Origin of the sequence: Bradyrhizobium sp. BLXBL-01, assembly GCF_051853025.1 — a bacterium.
Classification (GTDB): Bacteria; Pseudomonadota; Alphaproteobacteria; order Rhizobiales; family Xanthobacteraceae; genus Bradyrhizobium.
In genome coordinates this window covers 3935917-3957107 of the sequence record NZ_CP182471.1, presented here as the reverse complement: position 1 = coordinate 3957107, position 21191 = coordinate 3935917, and the positions used below count along the sequence as shown (strand labels likewise).

The window sequence follows — 21191 nt, the reverse complement described above, 5'->3', positions numbered from 1 at the left end:
GGAGCGACGCAGTACGATCTTCGGGAGCTAGCTCAGGCGATGGGGGGCCGATAGTGGCGGCGGAACGCGCCTTCCTCGCCGATCACGTCCGGGTGCGCCTCGCAGCGCGAATGCGGCGACACGAACTCCGCGATCCCAGGTGCTTGAGGCGACACTGCGCTGAAGCACAATACCGAGCCACAGCAGGCCGCATGCCGGTCGCCGGGCTCGTCCCGCTCGTTGTCACAATCTCCGTCTTTCGCAACGTCGTGCGAATGCACCGCCGATCCGGCACTGCTTGGATCGTGCGCATGCGCGGGCTGCTCGCAGGGTATCGAAGTGAGTGGAGCGACCGAGATGGCGAGCGACGGTGTCATCGACGCAAGCAGATAGGCCATGGCGACAAGCCATCCCCACCACCTTCGCCTCGGCTTTCTCGAGCCAATCATTCCTGCACCGCTGCTTGCCCTCGAAAATATAACTCTGGTTGTATCGCCGGCCAACAGAAAACGGCGCGCATGCCGAGCCAGCCATGCGGGACGGACCTTGCGCCACACGGAATTTGTCGGCTTCGGCAAGACATCTACCTCAAGCAGCCCATGAAATATTTTTCGCGGATCCCGTAATGTTGGAAGCCCACCGGCGTCGCGTTCAACCATCAATGGTGCTTCATCCAGCCGACGCTCTTAATGTTATTGAATGAGTCCGTCGTGTGGCACAAAAAGCATTGGTCCACCGATGCATGCTCCTGTCCCGCAATCATCCGATCCATCATGAAATGGTCCATATAGTGGCTCGGCGGCGCCTTATGACATTCGGCGCAGTCTTTCGAGGTTGGCGACGGATGCAGGGAGCCCGTGATTTTCCAGGACGCCAGCGCATGGCAATCGGCGCATTCCCGTCCAAACAATCCGCGGTGCGGCTCCCGGTTGCTGTGGCAGTTGGCGCAATCGAGCGCGGCCCTTTCGGGCCAGTCGGACTTTGGCAGTCCGAGAAACTCCGTCAGATCGGCTCTCAGTTGATCGACCGCGCTCCACTCGAACCCCCTCTTACCGGAGGCCGCCATCGTGACTTGCAGCAATGACGCATGGTTCATCCGGATCGGACGCGAGTCGCCCGCGTGCTCGCGATGGCAGCCGGAACACTGACCGCCGATGACGGCATGAAACGCCGTCGATTGCTTGGCGAGATCCGCGGCCGAAGGCGCATGACAGGTAATGCAGGCGGCTGCCTCGACGCCTTTGACCGGCGAATGGCAGCTCTCGCATCTGTCGGCCAGAAATGCGTGCTTGGCGGACAGCGGCCCGGGACTGACGAGCCTTGTCCAACCCGGCACGAGTCCCGGGCTGCCCCGGTACAGGGCAATCGATGCGACCGCCGCGCTCGCGACCGCAAGGGTCGCGACCACGACATAGAGCACGCCCCTGACAGTCACGCGAGCCACCGCAGCCCATAATAGACCTCGGTGGCCACGTGCACCGCGAGCAGCGCGTACATGACGATCGCCGCCAGGACGTGGAGCCCGATCCACTGCATGAAGATCGCCTTGACCGCCTCGCTCGATCCGATCGCCGTTTCGAGATCGGAAATGCCGTCGACGAGCTGCAGCAGCGGCACGTCCTGCAACGCCAGTGCATGCATCCCGCCCCCGTCTCGCGGATCCCGATCGGGGGACATCGCCGCTGCGCAGCGCTCATAGGCCGACCTCAAGGTCGCCAGGTGCGACTGCTGCTGGCGCAGCTCCATCGCGGTCTGCGGCAGGTAATAGCGGCCGACGAATCCGGTGACAACCACAATCAGCATGCTGGTCAGAAGGGCGATCCCGAGCGGACTCTGGAGCTTGTGCCCGGTATGCAGCAGCGCGAGGAATGCAGCGACGATCCCGGCATAGGCGTGAAACGCCAGGAGCGTCGGCATCGACACGCATCGCGTGACGAGGGCCTTGAGCCTCGTGCTGTATTTGGTCATGGGATAGGCGAGAAGCAGGATCATCAGCGCGGCCGCGAACGCGCCGAGGATGAAGCCGGCGAGGCTTCCGGCAAAGCGGCTGTCTGAGTGAAGCACGAAAGCCGGCGCCAGCAGCAGCAGGGCCGCCAGCACGGCGTCGGCGATCAGGCGCTCTCTCCCGGTCAACATCTCAGACCTCGACGACCAGATCCCCGACCGATCTCGCCTGGCAGGCCAGGATGAGACCGTTCGCCTTGTCCTCCGCGGTCAGGGCGTCCTGGACCTCCATCGTCACGTTGCCTTGCAACAGATGCGTCTTGCAGACGCCGCAGACCCCTGCCCTGCAGGAATAGTCGATCGCAACGCCAGCGCTCTCGGCAACCTCCAGCACGCTCTTGTCCGGCGGCAGCGCCGCCATCTTGCCGGATTTGGCGAAGCGAATGGTCGCCGTTGCCGGACCGACTGCTGCGGCCCCTCGGTTGCCCGCTTCTCCTTCCGCCATTTGCGCTTCGCTGGCGGCCTTGCCGGCCGGTGGAACGGCGCCGCGGGCCGGCCCGAAGGCTTCGGTCTTGATCTGCTCGCCAGGCACGCCGAGGCCGATCAGGGTTTTGCGGAGCGCATCCATCATTCCGGGCGGACCGCACAGATGAACGCGCCGCTTCGCAAGATCCGGCACCGCCTGTATCAGGAATTCGGCCGTGATCTGCCCCTCGCGTCCCATCCAGGACGTGCCTGAGGCCCGCATCATCGTGGCCGCGACGTGCAGGTTGTCCATCCTGCGCTGCAGGTATTCCAATTCGTCCCGGAAGATGAACTGCTCGGTCGTCTGTGCGCCGTAGATGAGGTAAATCTGGCCGGGCCAGGCGATGTCCGAGAGATAGCGGATCGCCGCCATCAACGGCGTGATGCCGACCCCGCCACCGATCAGGACGACGCTGTCGGCCTCCGTGCCCGTGAACGTAAAGGCGCCGGACGGGCCCGTGACATCGACGAGGTCCCCCTCCTTCAGCTGGCCGTGCATGTAGTCGGACAGCAGCCCGCCTTCCTGGCGCTTGATCGTGGTCTCGACATAGGCGGTCTGCGCCGCGGACGAGGCGATCGTGTAGGAACGCCTGACCGTCTGTCCGTCAACCTCGATGGCATAGGTCAGGAACTGCCCGGGCAGGAACGCAAACGGAATCGTACCACCCTCCGCCGCCTGCAGTCGGAAGGTCTTCACGTCAGGCGTCTCCCGATAAATCGCGCAGACCCTCAGCTTGCCCTTCCAGGGGCTACTCGCCGCACCGCGCGGCGGTCGGCGGTCTGTATCCCCGGAAGTCGTCGTTCCGCCGATGTCGTTCAGCGGACTGGCGGCTGGCGTGGTTACAGTGGTTATGATTGGCGTGACCGCAGCCGGAGCGACTGCCACGCGCGTCAGCCGGTCGACGAGCGCGTTCGCCCGGCGCATGCGCGCGATGTAAACGGCGAGCATCCCCACCGAAAACAGCGCCAGCAGCGCCATGGTGGTGACGTGAAACCAGGAGATCCCGGTCGCGCCGTCATCGGCATCCACAGTGCTTCGGGCAGACGGCAGGTTCATTTGCGACTTGAACCAGGCCTGCGCGATCTGCTGTGGCGGTTTGCCTTCGTGAAGCGAACGCAGCGCGACCACGCCGCTCTGGACCGCGTTCAGGGACTCGCGAAGCCGGCGCGAGGCCTGATCGGCGGCGGCGATGTCGCCGCCGGCGATGGCGTGCCGCAGGTTCGTTTCGGCATCCGCCAGGCGATCGGTCTCGGCGCCGATCCGCGCGTGCGCCTCGCTCTCCAGGCTGCTCCTCTGCTCGGCAGACAGCGCCGGCATCTCCATCAATGCCGGATAGAACGCCTTGCGCGGCCGGCCCATCATGCCGTCCATTCCGCCCATCATTCCGGCGGACGAAGCGGCGGGCGACCCGCCAGCCGCTTGTCCATCGCTCGGACCGGCCGATCCCTCCGGCTCCGGCCTCGCCTCGCCGCCGGCCCCGGCGGGATGGTGCGCCGCGTGATCGCCCTCAGCCTCCGCGACCTTCCAAGGCTGCGCGAACCTTTCGGCGGCAGCTGTTACGCCGCGGCCGACGTCGGATGCCGGCGCGGCCATCGCGGTGAGCTGGCTCGCCAGGATGCCCAGCGCAAGCAGGCCGAAGCGACGTCGAAGGATCGGACCGGACATGATCTTGCGCGTTCACATCGGCGGTCAGAACGATGCGATCAGAGGCAGCAGGATCGTATCGGCGGTCTGCTTCTGACTTTCGTTCAGCGACGCGTAGAGCCGCGTGAAGGCCGAGCGAGCCGACTTGATCGCCTCCAGACGCTCGGACAGATGCCGCTCGTAGTGCTCCAGACGATCCGCACCGCCGAGCTTGTCGTCCATGACGAGCATCTTGCGCGCTTCCAGGAGGTGCTGCCGGCTCGACCGCAATGCGTCCGCGACGTTATTCCAGTCCGCACTCTGCTTGTCGCTGATCTGCAGCTCCGCCTTCAGGAAAGCGATCCGCCCTTCGAGCCGCTCGGTCACGTCCGCCGGACCGCTCATTCCACCGCTGCCGCCGGATGGGCTCATCTGGCCGCGCATCATCTTCTCCATCATCTGCATCATCATCGGCATCATCTGCATCATGCCGGAGTTCTCCTGACAGCCCGCACCCTGGCAGTCCCGCATCTGGCCTTGCGGCGACATCTTCATCTTGTCGTCGTTCATCCGGCCGCCGCCCATGCTCTGAGATTGCCCTGCCGGCTGGCCCATGTTCATCTTGCTGCCGGAATCCGAGGGATCGGGCCTCTTCATCTTGTCGTCATCCATCATCGCGATCCGAGCAGGATCGGCGGAGTATGCCGGCGACAGCACAACCGCCCCCAGGACGAGCACGGCGAACGTGGCTGCGCTCATGACGACATTTCTCGAGTTCATGTTCATTCTCCAGGTTTGGTTCAGTTGGTCATCTGACCGTCGAGGTGGGCGATCAGACGACGAGGCGCGCGGCAGTCAGGCCTTATGGACGCGAAGCTTCTCCGGCTCTTACGCACGGACGTGCCACGCGGCTTGATGGTCTCTTCCGCGAGATCAGCCCGGACGTCATCATCCGCCCGTCTCCTGGGCCGAGCGGCTCCTGTCGACATCCTTCGACCACGTCCGGTAATAGGCGATGATCGTCATGATCCACAGACCCGCTGCACCGACGATCAGCTGCGTCCATATTCCCTCGGAGCCCGACTCGATCACGAAATGCGCGACGAAGGACAGAAACAGGCCGACGCAGAACACCGACAACGATTGCTGGCCGCATCTGATCAAGGGCTGCAGCAGCGGCGACTTGAGGCCCGGCCAGTCGATCGGGATGAGCCGGACGACGATGAGCATCAGGCTCGCCAGATGGATGAGACGATAGGGACCGAGATTGGTCTTGTCGTTCGGAATGAAGATCGCGGCGAGCCCTTCAGGGACGGAATCGCGCAGTCCCGGGATTCGTTCGGCCAGCGTCACGACCAGCGCAAAGAGCAGGACGGCACAGCTGAAGGCGAACGCCGTGCGGGACGACAGCAGCCAGCGGCTCGCGGCCGCCCCTCCCAAGGCCAGCCAGGCGCCGAAGACGAACAGCAATTGCCAGGCGAACGGATTGAAGTACCAGACTCCAGCCGGATAGGACGGCAAATTCCATCCGCAATGGCGGGCCGCCAGATACAGACCGAGCGAGCCGATCATCACCGCGTTGCGCCAGCGCAGCATGACCCACTGCACGGCGGGAAACGCGGCCATCAGCACGATGTAGAGAGGCAGCACGTCGAGATTGAGCGGCTTGAACTTGAGGATCAGGCCCTGTGCGAGCGTCTCGACCGGAAAATTCATCAGCGGCGCGACGTTGAACTGATCCATCAAATGCAGATCGTCGTACCTGTGCGCGATGTAGTGCACGGCCGTGAGATAGACGAAGAACAACAGAAGGTGAGCGACATAGAGCTGCCACACCCGCCGCAGCAGCCGGGTTGCTCCGATGACGAAGCCACGCTCCATCATCATCGCGCCGAACACGAAGGTCGCGGTGTAGCCGGAGATCAGCACGAACAGATCGGCGCCGTCGCTGAAGCCGTAATTGCGTGTCGTGAACCAGACCAGCGCGGAATCCGGAATGTGCCCGAGAAAGATCAGCCAGTTGGCGAGGCCGCGAAAAAGATCGAGACGCAGATCGCGCCGCGGCACGACCAGCACGGATCTGATCGTGATCGTCTCCCACAGCCGACGACGCAACAGAAGCATAACTTGCAGGGGCTGCGCGGGGTCGTTAACCGTCTCTTCAGTCAACCGCACGTTCTCCATCATTACGATCGCCATTTCGGATCGCAACCTCGTCGTCGCTCGTTCGAGCCGGCACGCTAGGTTGCGTCGTTGTTGCCCGCTTGACGGACATCAAAGCCGGTCGACGCACCAGCAAATTCTTTTTGTGGTTCAATCGCGTAATAAATCGAGATGGATCTCGTCCTCCATCGGCAGTTCACCTGCCGATGACTACATGCCCCCCGAGCGACATGCTTGAGGGCATTGCACGAGGTTACGATTTCGCGCGTCGGCTTAAGATTTTTTTCTGTAAGAAGATCGCCGCTTCGCGTCGCCTGCAGCAACTCGACGAGTCTTCACATCTCAGCACTCGGCATGCGCATCGGCATGTTGATCTTGCTCAACCCGGACGATCGCACTCCGGGTTTGGTTGCGGCTCGATCAAGCCACCGGGACTTGATTGGCACCACTTGATGAATTCGAACAGGAGAAACCAAATGAGTCACCGCAAGCTGATCATCGCGGCCGCGATCATGTCCTTCGTTGCGCTGCCCGCGATGGCGCAGAAGAGCGCGACCGACGAGAAGAACGGCCATCACTATTCGGGCGGACCGAAGACCGAGGTCCCCCATCACATGGGCAAGAAGGAGAGCGACGGCGGAACGACCAGCGGTTCCGGGGGCAGCCACCATTATGGTGGCGGGCCGAAGACGGAAGTCCCGCACCATACCGGCGCGAAGAAGCCGCAATGACCAAGGCTTGCCGTGCCGCGATCCCGAACTGGGACGGCGCTGCAAACGAAATCGCCCGGAAGCGGCCATCCGCTCCCGGGCGATCCATTATCTGTAGAGCTCGTAAGGTCTAGTTCGGCACTGCAGCCTTGGTCGCAGGCTTGGCGGCGACGGCATTTGCGGTGACGCCATGGAGGAAATCGTAGGCCGCGTGCAGGGCCTTGTCGTCCTTCTCTTCCGGCGGAACGTAGGACTGCGACCCGGTCTGCTCGCTGCCGTCGGCGGCCGACAGATGGCCGCGCATCTGGGACTCCGCCATGGTGTCCATCCGCCCCTTCAGCTCGGGCGGGACGTCCTGGAGGATCTCGATGTCGGGCGCGATGCCCTGGGCCTGGATCGAGCGGCCCGACGGCGTGTAGTAGCGTGCCGTGGTCAGCGCCAGCGCGCCGTGGTCGGCGCCGAGCGGAATGATGGTCTGCACCGAGCCCTTGCCGAACGAGCGCGTGCCAATGATCGTCGCGCGCTTGTGATCATGCAGTGCGCCGGCGACGATCTCGGAGGCTGAGGCCGAGCCGCCGTTGACCAGCACCACCAGCGGCTTGCCCTTGGTGAGGTCGCCGCCATGGGCGGTGAAGCGCTGCGTCTCTTCCGGAGAGCGGCCGCGGGTCGAGACGACCTCGCCGCGCTGCAGGAAGGCGCTCGACACCGACACGGCCTGGTCGAGCAGGCCGCCAGGATTGTTGCGCAGGTCCACCACATAGCCGGCGAGCTTCTCCTGCGGGACCTGCTTGGAGACCGAGGCGATCGCCTTCTTCAGGCCGTCGGTGGTCTGCTCGTTGAAAGAGGTGATGCGGATATAGCCGATGTCGCCGTTCTCGACGTGGAAGCGCACGGGGCGCACATGGATGATCTCACGCGTGATCGCGACGTCGAGCGGCGCATCCGCGCCCTTGCGGATGATGGTGAGCTTGGTCTTGGTGTCGACCGGCCCCTTCATCTTGTTGACCGCCTGCTCGAGCGTCATGCCCTGCACGGCCTCGCCGTCGATCTTGCTGATGAGGTCGCCGGACATGATGCCGGCCTTCGAAGCCGGCGTGTCGTCGATCGGCGAGACGACCTTGACGAGGCCATCCTCCATCGTGACCTCGATACCAAGGCCGCCGAACTCGCCGGAGGTGGTCTCCTGCATCTCGGTCCAGGCCTTGGCATTCATGTAGCGCGAATGCGGGTCGAGCGAGGTCACCATGCCGGTGATCGCACCCTCGATCAGCTTGGCATTGTCGGGCTTCTCGACATAGCTGGCCTTGACCCGCTCGAACACCGCGCCGAACAGATTGAGTTGGGCATAGGCATCATCCGCGCTCACTGCCGCCCGCGCCGCCCATACGCCGCCCTGCGGGCTGGCTACCAGAAGGGTCAGACACGCTCCGGTGAGCGCGCCCAGGGGGAACAGCAGGGATTTCCGCATGGATGAGGGTGCCTTTTGCTGGGCGGTTCTCTTGAGGCTGGGACGCGCCATGCAAATGGCGATCCAGCCCATCTCTCACAATACCATTCTGGTTTCTTCAAGGCCGGGACGCCACACAGGCGGGTCGACCGAAGAAATCCCTTCGCCTTGGCCTAAACTTTTGGCAACGTTCCGAAACTGTTTCGACGCAAGACGACAGCGGTCGGGCCGCCCACGCCTCGCAGCTATGCGATTTTAGGATGGTTTTGGAGGGCCGGACGCGATAGGCGATGGCGATAAGACTTCAAATTCTCGGGAGGACAACAATGAATGAAGCGCCCCGCATCCGGCCGGAACGGAACGTCGAGCTCGGTGCCAGCGACGAGCCGTTCCAGAACCTGCACGAGTTCGTCCGGAAGGCGCGCGCCAACCTCAACCAGAATGCCTGGGACTACATCGTCGGCGCCGCCGAGACCGAGACCACGATGCGGCGCAACCGCATGGCGCTCGACGAGATCGCCTTCCGCCCGCGCGTGCTGCGCGACGTGCGCAAGGTCGATGGCAGCGTCGAGCAGTTCGGCCGCAAGGTGCGGCTGCCGGTGGTGCTGGCTCCCGTCGGCGCACTCGAGATCTTCGATCCGGACGGCGCGGCGAGCGTCGCGCGCGCTGCAGGCACGTTCGGCGCGGCGCACATGCTGAGCTCGGTGTCCGAGCCCGGTCTCGAGAAGACCGCCGAGGCTGCCCCTGATGCACTGCGTCTCTATCAGCTCTATGTCCGCGGCGACGATGCCTTCGTCGCCGACGTCGTCAGCCGGGCCGAGAAGAACGCTTATGCCGCCTTCTGCCTGACCGTCGACACCGCCCATTACAGCCGTCGTGAACGTGACATCGCCAAGCGCTACGTTCGCGAGAGCCGCCTGCGCGCCACCGGCGGCGATTTCCAGAAGGGCCTGGAGTGGCGGACCGTGAAGATGATCAAGGACAAGTTCAAAATTCCGCTGATCCTCAAGGGCATCGCCACCGCCGAGGACGCACAGATCGCGCTCGATCACGGCGTCGAATGGATCTACGTCTCCAATCATGGCGGCCGCCAGCTCGACCACGGCCGCGGTGCCATGCACGTCCTGCCGGAGATCGTCGACGCCGTGAAGGGCCGCGCGAAGATCATGGTCGACGGCGGCTTCTGCCGGGGCACCGACATCGTCAAGGCGATCGCGGCGGGCGCCGACCTCGTCGGCATCGGCCGGCTGCAATGCTGGGCGCTGGCCGCAGCTGGCGAAGCCGGTGTCGCGCGGATGCTGGATCTGCTCGAAGACGAGGTGCTGCGCTGCCTCGGCCTCCTGGGCGCCACCTCATTCGCCGAGATCGACAAGTCCTGCCTGCATCCGGCGACCGCCACCAACGCGCCCAGCGTGTTCAGCGCGTTCCCGCTGTTCGACCACGATCCCTATCGTTACTGAGCATACTGAAGTGAAAAGGACGCAATGACATCGCTCTCTCCCGGCAGCGCGGATGCGCTGCTGTTCGACCTCGGGCGCGTGGTGCTCGACATCGACTTCTCGAAGGCGATCGCCTGCTGGGCGGGACATGCCGGCTGCCAGCCCGAGGCCATCATCGCGCGCTATGTGCGCGACGAGGCCTACCGCCTGCACGAGATGGGCAAGATCAGCGACGCGGACTATTTCGCCTCGCTCCGATCCTCGCTCGGGATCGGTATCTCGGATGCGCAGTTCCTGGAAGGCTGGAACGCGATCTTCGCCGGTGAGATGCCCGATATCGCCGAACTGTTGCCGCGCGCGGCGAAGCGGATGCCGCTCTACGCCTTCTCCAACACCAATCGGCCGCACGTCGACTATTTCTCGAAGGAATATGCCGGTCTGCTCGGCCATTTCCGCGAGCTGTATCTGTCCTCCAGCATCGGCCTGCGCAAGCCGGATGCCGAGGCCTTCGACCATGTCGTCGCGGCGATCGGCGCGCCGGCCGAGCGCATCGTCTTCTTCGATGACCTCGCCGAGAACATCGAAGGAGCGCGGGCACGCGGCTTGACCGCCGTGCATGTCACCTCGCCGCGCGACGTCGGGAACGCATTGAAAGCGCTGGGGATCTGAGCCACAGGAAGCCCGGACCGTGCTCAGTTCCAGGGGCTAAATTTGGTGGAGATGAGGAACCCAATCACTTTGTGCATTTTTATACAGAGTTCCGGGAACGGAATCCTGCCCTTCGGACTCATGAGTCCGTTGGGCCTTCTACATTGGACTGATCGACGTGCTGGGCAAGACCTATCTCACCAAGCAGGCTTCTCTCCTGCTCGAATTCGCCAGAACCACCTCGGATTCTGACCTCTCCGCCAAACTGATCAGCAAGGCCGCCGACCTGAAATCCCAGGCCGATCCGCTGCCCGACAAGGATCAGGGCCCCAAGGCGCCCGACGTCGCGGATTTCAGTCCGGGCGATCCGACGGAGCGTTGACCGATGTTGGCCGTGGCGCTCGTCATTCTCGTCCTTGCCATGGCTATCCTCGTTCCGGTCTGCCTCGCCTTCCGCATCATGCCGCGGCGGAGTTGAGCCAGCTCAACCATCCGAGTGCTCGCGTTCCTGCGTGGGATGCTTGATCGCGAGAATGACGATTTCGCCAGCCTCTACTTCCAGCCGGTATTAGACCAGATAAGGGTACCGCCGCGTTACCAGCTTGCGTACGCCCTCGACCTTCTGCGGTCTTCCAAGCCGTGGAAAGCGAACGAGATTTTGAAGCGATTCAAGAATCGCAGCGCGCACGCGCAATGCACCTTGCGGGCTGTGCTCCCTGACATAGTCGGCAATCTCAATCAGATCCTTGGCCGCGCGTCGTAAATCTGAGCCTCATCGCTCGAAGCGGCGAAAGGCTGCTTCGATCTCGGCGTCAGACGCAAATTGCCGGAGGTTCGCTTGTGTGAGCCCCTCGAGGACCGCCGCAAGGTGGCCGGGATCCATTTCCTCAGCCTCCTCTCCGCCGTCGCTCAAAGCCAACATGGCGCGCGCGATCTCGTCCTGGCTATCCGCAGGAAGCTGCCGCACGGCCTTGAGCGCCTTTTCGAGCAGTTTTGTCATGGACAGAAGATAAGCCGACCCGAGACCGAAAGGAAGTGTGGCTTCTTGCTGGCCAGGGAGGCCTTTTTGCTTCAGTCCCTCCGCTCAGCTAGAACTTGCCGACCGAGTCCTGATTTGTTGCGGAGTTCGCCCGTGGCCCTGATGCCGGTTTCTGACGCGCTCGCCGCGGTGCTGACCGGCGCCGAGCCGCTGGCCGAAGAGATGGTTCGCCTCGACGAGGCCCACCATCGTGTGCTCGCGCACGATGTCGCGGCGCGGCGCACGCAGCCGCCGGAGGCGATGTCGGCGATGGACGGCTATGCCGTGCGCGCGTCCGACGCGGCCATCGAGTCCAGGCTGACCGTCGTCGGTGAGGTCGCGGCGGGTCGGCCGTTCGCGGGAAGGGTCGGCCCCGGCGAAGCCGTGCGGATCTTCACCGGCGGCGTCGTTCCCGACGGCGCCGATGCCGTCGTGATCCAGGAGGACACAATTGCCGACGGCAAGCATGTCACGATCAAGGAAGCCGCAATTTGTGGCCGGCACATCCGCCCTGCGGGCGTCGACTTCCGCGAAGGCGACGTGCTGCTGCGCAAGGGAATCCGTCTCACCGAGCGCGATCTCGCCCTCGCCGCCGGAATGAATCATCCTTATCTCGGCGTTATCCGCCGCCCGAGGGTCGCGATTCTCGCCACCGGCGACGAGCTGGTCATGCCGGGCACCGCGCCTGGTCCCGGTCAGATCGTCTATTCCAATGGCTATGCCCTGCACGCCCTTGCCCGCAGCGAGGGCGCCGAGACCATCGACCTCGGAATTGCCGCCGATACGCTGGAGTCCACGTCCGCCGGCATCCGCCGCGCGCGCGAGAGCGGTGCCGACATCCTGGTCACGACCGGCGGTGCGTCGGTCGGCGACCACGATCTGGTCCAGCAGGCGCTCAAGGGCGAAGGCATCGAGATGGCGTTCTGGAAGATCGCGATCCGGCCCGGCAAGCCGATGATGCATGGTCGCCTCGGCGCGATGCGCGTGATCGGCCTGCCCGGCAATCCCGTGTCGTCATACGTGTGCGCCTTCCTGTTCATGGTGCCCTTGATTCGGGCCCTGTCGGGCGGTTCAGTGATTCATCATCAGCGCGAGCGCGCCGTGCTGGGCCGCGACCTCGGCGCCAACGATCAGCGCGAGGATTATCTGCGTGCGCGGCTGGAGGTGCGCGACGACGGCACGCGCGTCGCCCTTCCCGTCAGCCATCAGGACTCCTCCCTGCTTGCGAATCTCTCTGCGGCACAGGTACTTCTCGTGCGCGCACCGTTCGCGCCGAAGGCCGAGGCCGGCACACCTTGCGAGGTGCTGCGGCTGCCCGTCTGAGCTGCTGAGCCACACGCATTCCGCGAGTTCGGCCGCGTTCACCATAAATTAAGCAGTTGCGGAACACATATCGAACATATAGTGTCCGTTCATGATTTGTTTCGAGGATGTAGCGGCTTATTGCCGACTTCATCGTCTCGGAATCGAACGACATCAACCGGGGGACTTTGGTCGAGATGTTGACGCGCAAACAATACGAGCTTCTGCGGTTCATCAGCGAACGTCTGAAGGAAAGCGGCGTGCCGCCGTCCTTCGACGAGATGAAGGATGCGCTCGACCTGCGCTCGAAGTCAGGCATTCATCGCCTGATCACTGCGCTTGAGGAGCGCGGCTTCATTCGCCGCCTGCCCAACCGCGCCCGTGCCATCGAGGTGATCAAGCTGCCCGAGCTCCAGGCCGCAGCCGGCAATCGCCGCGGCTTCACCCCGAGCGTCATCGAGGGCAATCTCGGCAAGGTGCGCGCGAGCTCCAGCCCGCCCGCGGATGAGGGCGAGCGCCCCGTCGCGGTGCCCGTGATGGGCCGCATCGCGGCCGGCACGCCGATCGAGGCGCTGCAGACCCGCAGCCACACCATCAGCGTCCCGCCGGACATGCTCGGCTCCGGCGAGCACTACGCGCTCGAGGTGCGCGGCGATTCGATGGTCGAGGCCGGCATCCTCGACGGCGACATGGCGCTGATCCAGCGCAACGAGACCGCCAATACCGGCGACATTGTGGTGGCGCTGATCGACGACGAGGAGGCCACGCTCAAGCGCTTCCGCCGCCGCGGCGCCTCGATCGCGCTCGAGCCCGCCAATGCCGCCTACGAGGTCCGCATTCTTCCGCCGAACCGCGTGAAGATCCAGGGCAAGCTGATCGGGCTTTACCGGAAGTACTGATACCGGAAGTAAGCGCTACGCGCGCTTCGATCGTCGATCCAAGATTGGAGCGGATACTTGTCCGCTCCGGCTGGATGGTCTTTCTGGTTCTGCGCTGACTGTTCGGCGCCTCTTCCCGCGCGACACTCGCCCATGCGGACACGCGGCCATTTCGCTCCGCCGGTAGAGTTGTGCCGACAGCGCCGATAGTGCGGGCCAAATGCAAGGACGCGAGGTTTGTTCCTATCGAATCCGGGAAAGATAATGTGATCGCGTGCTGCGGATGCGAGCCGCAGATTTGCCCATAACCGAGCAGAGCGTTGGAGGCTTCCACTCTGATAGAGGCCTGCGCCTCGAAAGAGACGCGGGTCGCTATCCCAGTATGAGGAGCACCCGATGTGTGACTATAGCCTGCATGCCGTCGCGACGCGCCCCGCCGAAGTTGGCGAGACGATCGTCACGACAACCTTCCGCGGCACCTCGACGCGCGGCTTCGCCTCCGAAGCCGATCTCTCCGTCGCGGTCTGTCTGCTGCCGGGAACGGAGCTCGCTTTCGCCGATAACGTCCGCTACGACAACCGCTGGATCTGGACGCGCACCGTCAACTCCCGCGTCGGCAAGTTCGGCAAGATCGACCCGCACATTCCCGATCGCCATCATGACGCGATCGAATTTCCGGACGGCAAGTACGTGCTGGTGACGCAGCTCGTCGAAGGCCAGCGCGCGACCGTGCTGCAATTGCCGGTGACGCAGCAAGCCATCGAGCGCGAGCACAAGCCGCAGATCGTCGCCGACACGCGGCCCACGATCACGCGCCTGCCGATCGGCTGACGCGGTCGGCCCCGACCGAAAAGTCGAGGGCCAAATTCAAATGCCATCGCCGGCCGCGGCCGGCGAGATGGTATGGTTTGCGTCCTGCGGGATCCCGTCGGACCGGTTTTTCCCCGCATTGATCTTCAATCGTCGGCCTGCAAGTCGGCCTCCGATGGCGTTGCGTCCCGGTTGCGAGGCACGGCCGTCTTCGGCACGAGGCTGCCGTCGAAATCCCCCTCGCCGGCGCCGGCCGGCAGCCAAGGACGGCTTGCCCCTCTCGCCCTCACCGCCTGCACCGAAAAACCCTCTGCGCTTCGCGTCAGAGCCAGCGCGCCCTGACTGGCAAGACGCGCCCGATCGACCACCATCGCCGCGCAATCGGGCGGCGCGGGCCGCGCCGTCACCACCAACGCGGCGCGGCTGCAATCATCGGCCAGCGCGTCGATGCGCGTCGCCAACGCGATCAGCCGTCCGTCCGCGAGCGGCGCCACGCAACCGGACTCGTCACATGACACGCTGCTCGCCAACGAGGCGTTGCCGGCATCACGCGGATCGGCATCGGCGGCCAGCCACTCCTTCAGCAGGAAGCTGTCCTTGCTGGCGCGGATCACTTGCAAGCGCCCATCCCCGCCCCGGACCGCGACGCTCGCGCCATCCCCGGCAATCAGGACATCAGGCTGGCGCATCGACAGCCCCCAGAGGATCGCCGCCAGCAGCACCAGGGCGCCGGACCAGCGCAAGGGCGTGCGCAACAGGCCCATCACGATGAGCCCGAGGCTCGCCGCGATCAGCGGCGCGATCCCGAACGCCGGAATGCGGCCGACGGCGCCCGGCAGGGCCGCCACCCAGCGCGCGACCAGGACCATCCACTCGATGCCGATTCCCATCAACCACCAGAACACGCCGTCGAGCCCGAAGGGGGCCGCGAGCAGCCCCAACAGCCCGGCCGGCATCACCAGCGCCGACACCACCGGCATGGCGCCGAGATTGGCGAGCACGCCGTATGGCGTCACGCGATGGAAGTGGAAGGCGGCGTATGGCGTGGTCGCGAGCCCCGCGATCAGCGAGGCCAGGAACAGCATCGCGATCTCGCGGCCGCCCCACAGCGCGATCCGCGCCGTCGCGGAATGATCGGGTGAGGCAAGCAGGTTCGGCATGCCGATCTGCACCAGCGCCACCAGCCCGAGCGTTGCCGCAAATGACATCTGGAAGCTCGGATGCACCAGCGCCTCGGGCGCGACCGCGAGCACGATCAGCGCCGCCACCGCCAGCGTGCGGAAGGTGATGGCGCGGCGGTCGACCATGACGGCGATCAGCACCACCGCCGTCATGAAAAACGATCGTTGCGTCGCGACCTCCGCGCCCGACAGCAACAGGTAGAACGCCGCCGCGACCAGCGCAGCGGCCGCCGACCATTTCTTGATGGCAAAGCCGGCCGCCAGCCCCGGGATCAAGGCCAGCAGCGCGCGCACCGCGAAGAAGACCACGCCGGCGACGACCGCCATGTGATAGCCGGAGATCGACAGCACATGGCCGAGCCCCGAGACGAACATGGCATCGTTGACCGGCGCGGTAATCGCATCGCGCCGCCCCGTGAGCAGCGCCGTTGCGATCGCCCGGTTGTCGCCTTCGAGCGTTGCGCGGATGCGCGCGTCGATTGCATCGCGCAGGCCCTGCATGAAGGCGGCGTAGCGCAGCCGCAGGCCGCCGGCATCCGGCGGCCTGGACGCCGTGATCGCGCCCATCACGAAGCCGGAGGCACCGATGCTCTGGAAGAACATGTCGCGCGAGAAATCATAGCTGCCGGGCCGCACCGGCGAGATCGGCGGCAGCAGCCGCGCCTTCAATTGCACGAAGCTGCCGACTTCGGGCGCCGTGCCCTTGCGCACCGAGAGGCGGACGCGCTCGAGCTTGACGTCGCCGCGCTGCGCCTCCATCGCGCTGACGCGCAGCACGAAGCGATCGGTACGCTCGCGAATGTCGCGCGCTTCCACGAAGCCCGACAGCGACACCGAATAAAGCGGCTTGGCGAGCACGGGATGGGCGACGCGCGCCGTCTTCCAGGTCGCCATGGCAAATCCGGCGGCGACCGCCGCGATCATGATGGCAGGAGCAAACAGCCGGCTCCGCCGGAGCAACACCGCGCCGAGCATCAGCGCGATGGCCGTCGCGGCAACCACCCACAGCACCGGCTCATGATCGGCGGCGAAATAAAGCGCGATGCCGCCGCCAAAGGCGACGGGCACCCACGGCAACAGCCGGCCTGGCCCGGCCTCGGCGCGCGCCCACTGGCGCAGCATTTCGACGATGGCCGGCCAGATGCCAAACCCCGCCGGCGCAAAGCCGCCGGCCGGGGCGGCGCGGCCGACCGGCCACGTCCCGGCAACTCCCTGGGAGCGTCCTGGCCGCCCCGGCTCCGCCATTCCCCTGCACCTTGCGATACGCGACGGGTGCGGAGGCTACCGGACCGTGCGGCTGCGCGAATAGCGGTACAGATCGGGAACGGGCGACGGAGCGCCCTACTTTTCCTCTTCCATCGTCACGGCGACGTCCGCCTTGGCGGACAGCCGCACCTTGTTGCCTTCAACATCGGCAACGAGGCCCTTGTCGATGAAATGATGGTGGCCCTTGTGGCTGCCCTCGCCGCTGTCCTTCCTGGTCAGCTTGATGCGGTTGCCCTCTACCCTGTCGACGGTGCCGACATGGACACCGTCGGCGCCGATGACTTCCATATGCTCTGCGATGTTCTGCATGGCGGGATCCTTGGTTGGGATCGCGGCCAACGCGGCAGGCGCGCGTTCGTTTCAATCGTCATTCCGGGGCGCGACGGAGTCGCGAGCTATGATGCGCAATTGCGCATCTGAGATTCCATAACCACCATCGTGAGTATGGATTCCGGGCTCGCGCCGAGTGGCGCGCCCCGGAATGACGACACTGATGGAACGACCGTTAAATCAGCGGCGCCTGCGACGAGGCGTGGTGATTGACGATCTTCCAGTCGCCTTCCTCGCGGATGATGACCCAGCTCATCTTGACGACGAGGTCGTCCCGCTCGCCGGCGAGATCGAACGTGATGATCGCGGCCATGTTGATCAGGTCAGGGCCGGCCTGCGCGGCGTACACGTCGGAGAAGGTCGCGCTCGGCCTGCGCCAGCGCGGCAGGCCGTTGAAATAATCGGCAACGCCGTCCCTGCCCCGATAGAGTTTTGGGTTCGAGCCGAAGAAGAACGCGTTCCTCGCATAGAGCGAGGACAGCGCGGCCGCATCGAGCGTCGCGAAGCCGGCGCACCATTTCGCGATGATGGCGGAAACGATGGCGTCGGCTTCGCTGCTCATGCCCTCGCCTCAGCCCTTCGCGACTTCCTTGGCGAACGTATCGCGCAAGCCGATCGTGCGCGAGAACACCGGCTTGCCCGGCGTCGAGTCCTTGTCGCGGACGAAATAGCCCTGGCGCTCGAACTGCATCGGCTCGGTCGAATTGCTCTCGGCAACGGACGCCTCGACCCGCGCATCGGCGAGGATCTCGAGCGAGTTCGGGTTGAGATCGGCCGCGAAATTCGAGGCGTCCGGACTCGGATTGGCGAACAGCTGGTTGTAGATGCGGATCTCCGCCGGCTTGGACGTCGCCGCCGGCAGCCAGTGCATGGTCGCCTTGACCTTGCGGCCGTCGGGCGCGTTGCCGCCCTTGGTCGCGGGATCATAGGTGCAGCGCAGCTCCACCACCTCGCCCTGGTCGTTCTTGATCACGCCGGTGCACTTGACGAAATAGGCGTAACGCAGCCGCACCTCGTTGCCCGGCGACAGGCGGAAGAACTTCTTCGGCGGGTTCTCCATGAAATCGTCCTGCTCGATATAGAGCTCGCGGCCGAACGTGATCTTCCGCGTGCCGGCGCTAGCGTCGTCCGGATGATTGATCGCCTCGAGCTCCTCGGTCTGTTCTTCCGGATAATTCTCGATCACGACCTTGAGCGGCCTCAAGACTGCCATGCGCCGCTGCGCCGTGCGGTTCAGCTCCTCGCGGATGCAGAACTCCAGCATGCCGACATCGACGACGCTGTTTGCCTTGGCGACGCCGATGCGCTTGACGAATTCGCGCAATGCGGCCGGCGGCACGCCGCGGCGGCGCATGCCCGCCATGGTCGGCATGCGCGGATCGTCCCAGCCGGCGACATGACCCTCGCGGACGAGCTGCGTCAGCACGCGCTTGGACAGCAGCGTGTAGGTCAGGTTGAGGCGCGCAAACTCGTACTGGTGCGGCTTGGACGGCACCGGCAGCTTCTCGATGAACCAGTCGTAGAGCGGCCGGTGGTCCTCGAACTCCAGCGTGCAGATCGAATGCGTGATGCCTTCAATCGCGTCCGACTGGCCGTGGGCATAGTCGTAGCTCGGATAAATGCACCATGCGTTGCCGGTGCGCGGATGGTGCGCATGCAGGATGCGGTACAGCACGGGGTCGCGCAGGTTGATGTTGCCCGCGGCCATGTCGATCTTGGCCCGCAGCACACGCGCGCCGTTGGGGAATTCGCCGGCCTTCATGCGGCGGAACAGGTCGAGATTCTCCTCCACCGAGCGGTCGCGGAACGGCGAGTTCTTGCCGGGCTCGGTCAGCGTGCCGCGCGAGAGGCGGATCTCCTCCTGGGTCTGGTCATCGACATAAGCGAGGCCGTCGCGGATCAGCTGCTCCGCCCATTCATACAGGCGGTCGAAATAGTCCGAGGCGAAAAACAGGTTCTTGCCCCAGTCGAAGCCGAGCCAGCGCACGTCGGCCTGGATGGAATCGATATATTCCTGCTCTTCCTTGACCGGATTGGTGTCGTCGAAGCGCAGGTGGCAGCGGCCCGGAAACTCCTGGGCGATGCCGAAGTTGAGTGCGATCGACTTGGCGTGGCCGATGTGCAAATAGCCGTTCGGCTCCGGCGGGAACCGGGTCACGATCTCCTTGTATTTGCCCTGGTCGAGGTCGGCCTGGATGATGTCACGAATGAAATCGCGCCCAACCTCAGCTGCCACCGGTTCTGTCATTACGAAAATCCTGTAGGGAAATCAGCGGTTCTTCTGCCAAATTCGCGCGGCCGCGCCAAGAGCTTAAGCAAGGCCTGTCAGGTCCGCCGCCGCCCTTTAGTTATGTCCCGTTCCTGCTATACACCACCGCCTCCAATGCATAGGCCCTGCCAAGAATGTCCGATTCCGTCGTCACGCGCTTCGCTCCCTCGCCGACCGGCTTCCTCCATATCGGGGGCGCCCGCACGGCGCTGTTCAACTGGCTCTTTGCCAAGAAGCACGGCGGCAAGATGCTGCTGCGGATCGAGGACACCGACCGCGAACGCTCCACGGAGGCGGCAATCGGCGCCATTCTCGACGGGCTGAAGTGGCTCGAGCTCGGCTGGGACGGCGAGGTCATCTACCAGTTCGCCCGCGCCGCCCGACACCGCGAGGTCGCCGAGCAGCTGCTGGCCGACGGCAAGGCCTACCGCTGCTACGCCACCGCCGAGGAGCTCGCCGCCATGCGCGAGAAGGCGCGGGCGGAAGGCCGCACCCGCCTCTATGACGGCATGTGGCGCGACCGCGACCCCGCGGCGGCTCCGAGCGACGTCAAGCCCACCATCCGCCTGCGCGCGCCGCAGACCGGCGAGACCGTGATCGAGGACCAGGTCCAGGGCCGCGTGGTCTGGCAGAACGAGAACCTCGACGATCTGGTCCTGCTGCGGGGCGACGGCAACCCGACCTATATGCTCGCGGTGGTGGTCGACGACCACGACATGGGCGTCACCCATGTGATCCGCGGCGACGACCACCTGATCAACGCCGCCCGGCAGAAGCAGATCTACGATGCGATGGGCTGGGCGCTGCCGAGCATGTCCCACATCCCCCTGATCCACGGCCCGGACGGCTCGAAACTGTCCAAGCGGCACGGCGCGCTCGGCGTCGATGCCTACCGCGCCATGGGCTACCTGCCGGCTGCGCTGCGCAACTACCTCGTCCGGCTCGGCTGGAGCCACGGCGACCAGGAGATTTTCTCGACCGAGGAGATGATCGAAGCGTTCGATCTCGCCAGCGTCGGCCGCGCCGCCGCCCGCTTCGATTTCGCCAAGCTGGAAAACCTCAACGGCCACTACATCCGCCACGCCGACGATCAATCGCTCGTGAGGATGTTCGAGGACGTGCTCGACCACATCGTGCCGAGCCGTGACGAGATTAAGGCCAAATTAAACGACACCACGCGCGCGCAGCTGCTCAAGGCCATGCCGGCCCTCAAGGAGCGTGCCAAGACGTTGATCGAGCTGATCGACGGCGCCCATTTCATCTTCGCCGACCGGCCGCTGGCGCTCGATCCCAAGGCGGAGGCGCTGCTGACGCCCGAGAACCGCAAGCTGATCGGCCAGCTTCATTCCGCGCTGGAGAAAGTCGAGACGTGGAGCGGCGCCACCACCGAGGCCGCGCTACGCGCCTTTGCGGAGGAAAATAGTCTCAAGCTCGGCGCGGTCGCCCAGCCGCTCAGGGCGGCGCTCACCGGACGGACGACGTCGCCCGGCATATTTGAGGTTTTGGACGTGCTGGGCCGCCAGGAAAGCCTCGCCCGGCTCAAGGATCAGGCTACGACGTAAGTCGACCATGCGTGCGGCGATCTTGCAGCGCACATAGCAATAATATACCCATCTCCCCCACATTCTGGAACATCCGGCCTGCCCCCATGGTCGCCC

The 21191-nt window shown here is 64.9% G+C and carries 21 protein-coding genes; 8 read left to right on the top strand and 13 right to left on the bottom strand.

Annotated elements, in window-relative coordinates; all coding sequences use genetic code 11:
• Positions 1-32: 32 nt before the first annotated feature.
• From ACNJYA_RS18360 to ACNJYA_RS18335, 6 genes are all read right to left on the bottom strand, one after another.
• Entirely contained in the window at positions 33-377 is a 345-nt protein-coding gene (locus ACNJYA_RS18360) for a hypothetical protein (protein ID WP_172783611.1), read from the bottom strand.
• A 260-nt stretch (positions 378-637) separates the two neighbouring features.
• Positions 638-1414 carry a class III cytochrome C family protein gene (locus ACNJYA_RS18355; protein ID WP_439367268.1) on the bottom strand — a complete coding sequence of 259 codons (777 nt, stop codon included), beginning with the start codon at positions 1412-1414 and terminating at the stop codon, positions 638-640.
• Entirely contained in the window at positions 1411-2115 is a 705-nt protein-coding gene (locus ACNJYA_RS18350; RefSeq protein WP_172783609.1) for an iron reductase, read from the bottom strand. Before ACNJYA_RS18350 ends, ACNJYA_RS18355 begins: the two co-directional genes overlap by 4 nt.
• A gap of 1 nt (position 2116) precedes the next feature.
• Entirely contained in the window at positions 2117-4114 is a 1998-nt protein-coding gene (locus ACNJYA_RS18345; protein WP_439367266.1) for an FAD-binding oxidoreductase, read from the bottom strand.
• 24 nt (positions 4115-4138) lie between these two features.
• Complete coding sequence (locus ACNJYA_RS18340) at positions 4139-4852, bottom strand: Spy/CpxP family protein refolding chaperone (protein WP_439367264.1); 714 nt, start codon at positions 4850-4852, stop codon at positions 4139-4141.
• A 168-nt stretch (positions 4853-5020) separates the two neighbouring features.
• Positions 5021-6271, bottom strand: a complete 1251-nt coding sequence (locus ACNJYA_RS18335) for an OpgC domain-containing protein (RefSeq protein WP_439367262.1) — start codon at positions 6269-6271, stop codon at positions 5021-5023.
• 440 nt (positions 6272-6711) lie between these two features.
• On the opposite strand from ACNJYA_RS18335, the gene ACNJYA_RS18330 reads away from it, so the two are divergent.
• The gene (locus tag ACNJYA_RS18330; protein ID WP_172783606.1) at positions 6712-6966 is read left to right on the top strand and encodes a hypothetical protein; all 255 of its coding nucleotides are present in this window, start codon (positions 6712-6714) and stop codon (positions 6964-6966) included.
• Positions 6967-7075: 109 nt separating this feature from the next.
• Here ACNJYA_RS18330 and ACNJYA_RS18325 read toward each other — a convergent pair whose 3' ends face one another.
• On the bottom strand, positions 7076-8413 hold the full coding sequence (locus tag ACNJYA_RS18325) for a S41 family peptidase (protein ID WP_212257215.1): 1338 nt from the start codon (positions 8411-8413) through the stop codon (positions 7076-7078).
• A 305-nt stretch (positions 8414-8718) separates the two neighbouring features.
• On the opposite strand from ACNJYA_RS18325, the gene ACNJYA_RS18320 reads away from it, so the two are divergent.
• From ACNJYA_RS18320 to ACNJYA_RS18310, 3 genes are all read left to right on the top strand, one after another.
• Positions 8719-9852: an alpha-hydroxy acid oxidase gene (locus ACNJYA_RS18320; RefSeq protein WP_439367260.1), complete on the top strand. Its 1134-nt coding sequence runs from the start codon at positions 8719-8721 to the stop codon at positions 9850-9852.
• Between the two features lie 24 nt (positions 9853-9876).
• The gene (locus ACNJYA_RS18315; protein WP_212257216.1) at positions 9877-10500 is read left to right on the top strand and encodes an HAD family hydrolase; all 624 of its coding nucleotides are present in this window, start codon (positions 9877-9879) and stop codon (positions 10498-10500) included.
• A 157-nt stretch (positions 10501-10657) separates the two neighbouring features.
• The gene (locus tag ACNJYA_RS18310) at positions 10658-10861 is read left to right on the top strand and encodes a hypothetical protein (RefSeq protein WP_128265692.1); all 204 of its coding nucleotides are present in this window, start codon (positions 10658-10660) and stop codon (positions 10859-10861) included.
• 186 nt (positions 10862-11047) lie between these two features.
• On the opposite strand, the gene ACNJYA_RS18305 is transcribed toward ACNJYA_RS18310, so the two are convergent.
• Both ACNJYA_RS18305 and ACNJYA_RS18300 read right to left on the bottom strand, forming a co-directional pair.
• The gene (locus ACNJYA_RS18305) at positions 11048-11212 is read right to left on the bottom strand and encodes a type II toxin-antitoxin system RelE/ParE family toxin (protein WP_439367487.1); all 165 of its coding nucleotides are present in this window, start codon (positions 11210-11212) and stop codon (positions 11048-11050) included.
• A 39-nt stretch (positions 11213-11251) separates the two neighbouring features.
• Complete coding sequence (locus ACNJYA_RS18300; protein WP_172783601.1) at positions 11252-11479, bottom strand: hypothetical protein; 228 nt, start codon at positions 11477-11479, stop codon at positions 11252-11254.
• Between the two features lie 132 nt (positions 11480-11611).
• Between ACNJYA_RS18300 and ACNJYA_RS18295 the strand changes: the two genes are divergently transcribed.
• The 3 genes from ACNJYA_RS18295 (at position 11612) to ACNJYA_RS18285 (ending at position 14508) form a co-directional block, all read left to right on the top strand.
• Positions 11612-12820, top strand: a complete 1209-nt coding sequence (locus tag ACNJYA_RS18295; protein WP_439367257.1) for a molybdopterin molybdotransferase MoeA — start codon at positions 11612-11614, stop codon at positions 12818-12820.
• Positions 12821-12996: 176 nt separating this feature from the next.
• On the top strand, positions 12997-13698 hold the full coding sequence (lexA, locus tag ACNJYA_RS18290; protein WP_036009965.1) for a transcriptional repressor LexA: 702 nt from the start codon (positions 12997-12999) through the stop codon (positions 13696-13698).
• A gap of 375 nt (positions 13699-14073) precedes the next feature.
• A complete protein-coding gene (locus ACNJYA_RS18285; RefSeq protein WP_172783599.1) occupies positions 14074-14508 on the top strand; it encodes a hypothetical protein in 435 nt (144 codons plus the stop codon).
• A 125-nt stretch (positions 14509-14633) separates the two neighbouring features.
• On the opposite strand, the gene ACNJYA_RS18280 is transcribed toward ACNJYA_RS18285, so the two are convergent.
• The 4 genes from ACNJYA_RS18280 to ACNJYA_RS18265 form a co-directional block, all read right to left on the bottom strand.
• Positions 14634-16913 (bottom strand): ComEC/Rec2 family competence protein, encoded by a 2280-nt coding sequence (locus ACNJYA_RS18280; protein ID WP_439403349.1) that lies wholly within the window; start codon positions 16911-16913, stop codon positions 14634-14636.
• A gap of 96 nt (positions 16914-17009) precedes the next feature.
• A complete protein-coding gene (locus ACNJYA_RS18275) occupies positions 17010-17243 on the bottom strand; it encodes a DUF2171 domain-containing protein (protein ID WP_172783597.1) in 234 nt (77 codons plus the stop codon).
• Between the two features lie 196 nt (positions 17244-17439).
• Complete coding sequence (locus ACNJYA_RS18270; protein ID WP_260379303.1) at positions 17440-17826, bottom strand: YybH family protein; 387 nt, start codon at positions 17824-17826, stop codon at positions 17440-17442.
• Positions 17827-17835: 9 nt separating this feature from the next.
• Positions 17836-19512 carry a glutamine--tRNA ligase/YqeY domain fusion protein gene (locus ACNJYA_RS18265; RefSeq protein WP_439403348.1) on the bottom strand — a complete coding sequence of 559 codons (1677 nt, stop codon included), beginning with the start codon at positions 19510-19512 and terminating at the stop codon, positions 17836-17838.
• A 155-nt stretch (positions 19513-19667) separates the two neighbouring features.
• Between ACNJYA_RS18265 and gltX the strand changes: the two genes are divergently transcribed.
• Positions 19668-21095: a glutamate--tRNA ligase gene (gene gltX / locus ACNJYA_RS18260; protein WP_439403347.1), complete on the top strand. Its 1428-nt coding sequence runs from the start codon at positions 19668-19670 to the stop codon at positions 21093-21095.
• Positions 21096-21191: the final 96 nt, after the last annotated feature.